This is a genomic window from Deltaproteobacteria bacterium, from assembly GCA_016210005.1.
Taxonomy (GTDB): domain Bacteria; phylum Desulfobacterota; class Binatia; order HRBIN30; family JACQVA1; genus JACQVA1.
The window spans coordinates 1-4513 of record JACQVA010000223.1; the positions used below are offsets into that span (position 1 = coordinate 1).

10 protein-coding genes are annotated in these 4513 nt (G+C 61.9%); all 10 read right to left on the minus strand.

The window, feature by feature from the left end; genetic code table 11:
- Positions 1 to 279 precede the first annotated feature (279 nt).
- The 10 genes from HY699_21375 to HY699_21420 all read right to left on the minus strand — a co-directional run bounded on the left by HY699_21375 (position 280) and on the right by HY699_21420 (position 4265).
- Positions 280 to 582 (minus strand): type II toxin-antitoxin system RelE/ParE family toxin, encoded by a 303-nt coding sequence (locus tag HY699_21375; GenBank protein ID MBI4518360.1) that lies wholly within the window; start codon positions 580 to 582, stop codon positions 280 to 282.
- Positions 582 to 797 (minus strand): addiction module protein, encoded by a 216-nt coding sequence (locus HY699_21380; protein MBI4518361.1) that lies wholly within the window; start codon positions 795 to 797, stop codon positions 582 to 584. Before HY699_21380 ends, HY699_21375 begins: the two co-directional genes overlap by 1 nt.
- 334 nt (positions 798 to 1131) lie before the next feature.
- Positions 1132 to 1365, minus strand: coding sequence for an addiction module protein (locus HY699_21385; protein ID MBI4518362.1), 234 nt, complete (start codon positions 1363 to 1365; stop codon positions 1132 to 1134).
- A 143-nt stretch (positions 1366 to 1508) separates the two neighbouring features.
- Positions 1509 to 1727 carry a type II toxin-antitoxin system HicB family antitoxin gene (locus HY699_21390; protein ID MBI4518363.1) on the minus strand — a complete coding sequence of 73 codons (219 nt, stop codon included), beginning with the start codon at positions 1725 to 1727 and terminating at the stop codon, positions 1509 to 1511.
- Complete coding sequence (locus HY699_21395) at positions 1717 to 1980, minus strand: type II toxin-antitoxin system HicA family toxin (protein ID MBI4518364.1); 264 nt, start codon at positions 1978 to 1980, stop codon at positions 1717 to 1719. The genes HY699_21390 and HY699_21395 overlap by 11 nt, the downstream gene beginning before the upstream one ends.
- A 204-nt stretch (positions 1981 to 2184) precedes the next feature.
- The gene (locus HY699_21400; protein MBI4518365.1) at positions 2185 to 2517 is read right to left on the minus strand and encodes a hypothetical protein; all 333 of its coding nucleotides are present in this window, start codon (positions 2515 to 2517) and stop codon (positions 2185 to 2187) included.
- Positions 2514 to 2942, minus strand: coding sequence for a hypothetical protein (locus HY699_21405; protein MBI4518366.1), 429 nt, complete (start codon positions 2940 to 2942; stop codon positions 2514 to 2516). Before HY699_21405 ends, HY699_21400 begins: the two co-directional genes overlap by 4 nt.
- A gap of 89 nt (positions 2943 to 3031) precedes the next feature.
- Positions 3032 to 3268, minus strand: coding sequence for a DUF4926 domain-containing protein (locus HY699_21410; protein MBI4518367.1), 237 nt, complete (start codon positions 3266 to 3268; stop codon positions 3032 to 3034).
- A gap of 498 nt (positions 3269 to 3766) precedes the next feature.
- Positions 3767 to 4081, minus strand: coding sequence for a type II toxin-antitoxin system PemK/MazF family toxin (locus HY699_21415; GenBank protein ID MBI4518368.1), 315 nt, complete (start codon positions 4079 to 4081; stop codon positions 3767 to 3769).
- Positions 4074 to 4265 carry a hypothetical protein gene (locus HY699_21420; protein MBI4518369.1) on the minus strand — a complete coding sequence of 64 codons (192 nt, stop codon included), beginning with the start codon at positions 4263 to 4265 and terminating at the stop codon, positions 4074 to 4076. Before HY699_21420 ends, HY699_21415 begins: the two co-directional genes overlap by 8 nt.
- Positions 4266 to 4513: the final 248 nt, after the last annotated feature.

Below are 4513 nucleotides of genomic sequence, written 5' to 3' on the forward strand. Positions count from 1 at the left end.
AGGGCACCGATGAGTTTCTGGGCCGCGCCGCGTGCTCCATCGCGTCGCCTCGTCGAGTCGGCACCAGCGATCCTCGACGACTGAGCCTCAATAGGTGTTTGGTGCAGGCCACAGCTTCTGCACCCGCTGTGAAACGAAGTCAGCTCACCCTCCTCAGCTTGCACGCCCCGTCTGCTTCCCGCGAAAGCCCCCGCCCCCGTGACGCTACCGCCCTACCGCCGCGTCTTCTTGACAACGGAGGCCTTATAGGTGTTCGGCCTGTTCGTCGGGAGTGTGATGTCATGATCGACCCTGCGTGAGCCTCCTCACGATCTTCTCCGGGTCCTGCCGGCAATCAAGGACGGCCCACACCTGGGCGACGTTGCCCCCGACTCGGTAGTAGACCGCGTATGGGAAGCGTTTGGACAGAAGCCGATGATAGCCAAAGTGCACGGGGTGGATTCCGGCGTACAGCTGTAGCGAATCAACGTCGGAGAAAAGCGAGTCCAGAAAGTATTGGCCCAAGCCGGGTTCTTGCGCCTCGTAGAAATGGGCGCCATCAACGAGGTCCTGCTCGGCTTCGTCGAGGACCTCGACCCGCATTATGCTTTCTCGCGAATCCTGGCCTTGGCCGTGTCCCAATCCGAGAACCGTGACGTGCCTTCGCGGACGCGATGCTCGCGGGCCGCCAACACGTCCGCATGCCAGCCGGGAGAAGGGAGTTCCTCAGGCACACGCTGAAGGTCAGCCCAGATTTCGTCGATTGCCTGCAATTTCTCCACCGTGGTCATCTCGTCCAGCGGTATCGTCAGTTTCATGTCTCCGCCTCCGCTGAGGAACATCCTGCCGTGTCGCGCGGATCACCGCAACCTCCGCTCTGCCGATGCCGAACGCTTTGGCGATGAGCCGTCGGCGCAGGGGCCCTCGCGAGAAGGCATGACGTTCAAGCCGGTCGGCTCGAGCGCCGGGTTAGGGTTTCGTGAGCCGCTGGTCTGCGGTTCATCGAGGCCGTCGAGGACGCAATCGGGCGGATTCTCGAAGCGCCGACACGCTGGCGAGTGATTGAGGAAGATGTCGGGGCCGACTCCCGCTCAGCGTACCAGCGCGCTGCCTCGTCGTACTCTTCAAGCGCTTCCGGATGGAACTCATATCTCATCGCCGCACGGCGTCACGCACCGTGCGAAGCGCCTCGTCGCCGGGAATCGTCTGCACGCGCCCCGCGCGCACTTCGTCCCGCCTGCGTATGGCCTCGGCGGCCCACAGCCGATCGATGCGCCCAAGGTCATTGGCGTCTAGGCTCTCCACGAGAAGATCTGCCAGTCGTGCCCGCGATTCGGTCGGCAGGCTCATTGCCTGTTCCGCCAGCTGTTCCACAGTTGTCGTCATGACCGCACGATACGGCAACTTCTGCGAGTGCTCAAGCACCGGCGATCGGTCGCAACCCTAACGCCGGCGCTCAGCCGCGCGGGCCGCTTCCCGCACTCACCAGTTGGCAGATCGACGCCGCGGCCCGCGTCGGCTGCAGCGCCTCAGGCATACAGCAACCGGCCCTTTGGCTCCGGGATGGTGCGTCCCAGCTCCCGCGCCGTTTCGATCCACTCGCCAATGACCACCTCGACGTTTGCGACAGCCTGCTTGTAAGTCGGGCCGTCGGCGGCGCAGCCCGGCAGCTCGGGAACCTCGGCAACGTATGCGTTGTCTTCGTCGCTCCAGTAAATGATGACTTCGTATTTCCACTTACTTCGCATCATCGCCTCCAGCCAGACGATACTTCACCAACATGCCCCGGACCTGTTTGACCTGATACGGCTTTGCCTGGCGTCCTATGGGCTGCAGGTTCAGGATCTCCGCGACGCCATCCTTCGTGAAGATGTAGTGATCCCCTCGAATCCGCTCCGCGAAGCCCAAGCGCCGAAGCAGGTGCCGCAAGTCATCAAACCGGATATTCGCGTCGGATCCACCTCGCAAGATCCGCAGGGCGAGGTCGTCATACTTGGCCACGGCACCTTCTTACACCAGCGCTCGCCTGTTGCCTAACGTCGTGGCGATGAGCCGCATTGCACGGGCAATGGGTGGTGCCTCAGGGCTTCTTGTCGCCGCACTTCCTCGATCCTCTCGGTCCGCACGAGTTCGTGACGGGGCTGTGGGACGTCCTCGGTCTCGGAAAAACCCAGAAGAGCATACCCCCAATACGCAAGGTCTTTCTCACGTCCGTCGGACTTGACCAATTGCCGATACACCAAGAGCGGCGTCGTGAGGATTGCAAGCGGCGGCAATAGTGGCGACCAACTCTTCGGACACGCGCACCTTGTCGGTGTATTCCCGCTGAAGCTGCACCTCAAGCTTTCGGCTTGGTTCCTGCGTCAGGTTTATCGCGACAAAGATCAATCTCCCGCGCGTCGCCGATTCTGGGAGCGGGTGCTCGCGGCGAGTAACCGGTCCTTTTTCGTAAGGGAACGGTGTGGGGATGCATCCCGTCAACAAAGTGAGGCAGAGCAAAGCGGTGCCTCTAGCGAACTTGGCGATCATCAGCTTCATGCCGTCTGCCGACCCTCCCTGACGCGGTCATCGCGCTGGCGGCGGTATATCGCGACAGGAATACCCATGACCATGGCGAGGACATATCCAAAGAGGCCGACCACTATCATGCCGGCGGCGAACATCTCGTTAATGGCGTTGATGAACACAACGAGGACGATGTAGACGAAGACAGACCCGAGCGCAGAGAACTTGCAGGCGCGCCAAAAGTTGCGGACCAAGCTATGGGCGATCCCCGCAACCACCCACGCGATTAGCAGCATGAGCGATGGTTTTTCGTCGTGGGATCGCTGGCTCCATGCAAGCCAGATGACTGGCAGGGTACCGGCGGTGAAGACGAGATAACCGACGATCGCGCCAACGGGCAGTCGACGGCGGAGCCCGACGCCGAGTGACTGTCTCGTATCATGGTGAGCGGCGGTCATTGACACAAATCCGTCGCCTAACGGCCTGGCGATGAGCCGCGCGTTCTCTTCGCGCCGGTCTCGATCGCCTTATAGGTGTTCGGCCCTGGTCAAGCCACGATTCTCAACGCTTCGCCCCGGTTGTGCAGGAGAACCAGCTGATCACTCCGCAATGCGAGTTCCGCATACGTCCGTCCGTCATCATCACTGAACTCCACTTCGTAGACGTCCGGAGCGAGGGTCTCCACAACCGTGCCGACCTCGCCCCGCTTGAGCTTCCGGTCGGGGAGATCCTCGAGTAGTGCCACAGTATCGAGTACTTTGAGGGCTCTCTTTCGCTGGGCCATCATCGCTTCCTTTGCTTGACGTAGCACGTGGTCAGCCGTGGCTCTCTTTTACCACGGATGACGATCCAACCGCTACGGAGGGTCGCCTCTCCAGCGGCTGTCATCATCGTGAAATCCATCGTGTACCGTTGGCCGTATGCATCGAGTTCACCCAGCTGCGCGGCGCCGACCCGTGCGACTTCTAGCAACTTGGCCCGCAGCTTCGGAGCATCAGCAGCCGTCAATCCGAGGGCCGCGGCGAAGACCCGCGCCTTGTGCCGTCCCCGCGGGCTGTCCGGATTCAAGCAATAGTCGGACAGCTTTCGGACATCGACGATTGCTCGTGCTCCATTCGGTAACCGCACGCGAAGAGCCTACGCACTCGACATCCGTCGAGCAACCGTGTCGCAACCAGCCGAACGCCTTGCGCGTGGGCCGCCGGCGCACCGGCGACTGCGAGTTACAATATAGCCCATGCCGGTCGGCTCGACGCGCTGGGTAGCGCTACGACGCGCGGCCTCATAGTCCAAGCCACGCACGCACCGCGCCCTCAATCGCTGCGAGATCTTCCGGTCTAAGCGTACCGGCGCACCGGATCAGCTTGGCGTCTGGGATGGTTACCAGGTTTTGCGCATCGAAGACGCCACCCTTGAGAAACAAGGCCCGTACCGCAACCTCGAACCGACCGCCACGAGGGCTCGTGGTGTGCGCCACAGCCGTCACTAACGAGCGCTCCTGATCGCTCGCCGGGACACTGAGAACCAAACATAGCCGCACCTTTGCCGCCAGGCCCAGGTCAACAATCCAGACCTCGCCTCGCTTTGCCTTACTCATCCGAGGCTTCGCGGGCGTCGAGTTCGCGGAATAACTCGTCCGCCTGCGCGACTAGGTCGTTGTCGGTGAGCGGCGGGAGGTCAAAGCGCAGGGTGCGCCGCAAGATGGCGCTTGCCACCTCTCGCTTCTCCCGCTCAGGAAGGTCGTCGAACGATTCCAAGATAGTCTTGGCCGTTGCAGTCATCGCGTTCGCTCCTCGTTTCGATGTCGTGATGATTCCACACCCGGGGTACCAAGGGCAACGCTCAGCACCGTCCGCTGCAAGCGGTTGATCCTCATCAAGGCCTCCCCCTCGCCACGCCGGCGCGGTACGGTGGCTGTGACCAACAACTTACCTCCCCACCGGGGAGAAGAGGAGGAGCCTTGATGAACTTCTACACACAGCAGCACCGATACTACTGCGGAATCGATCTGCATGCACGCTCCATGTAC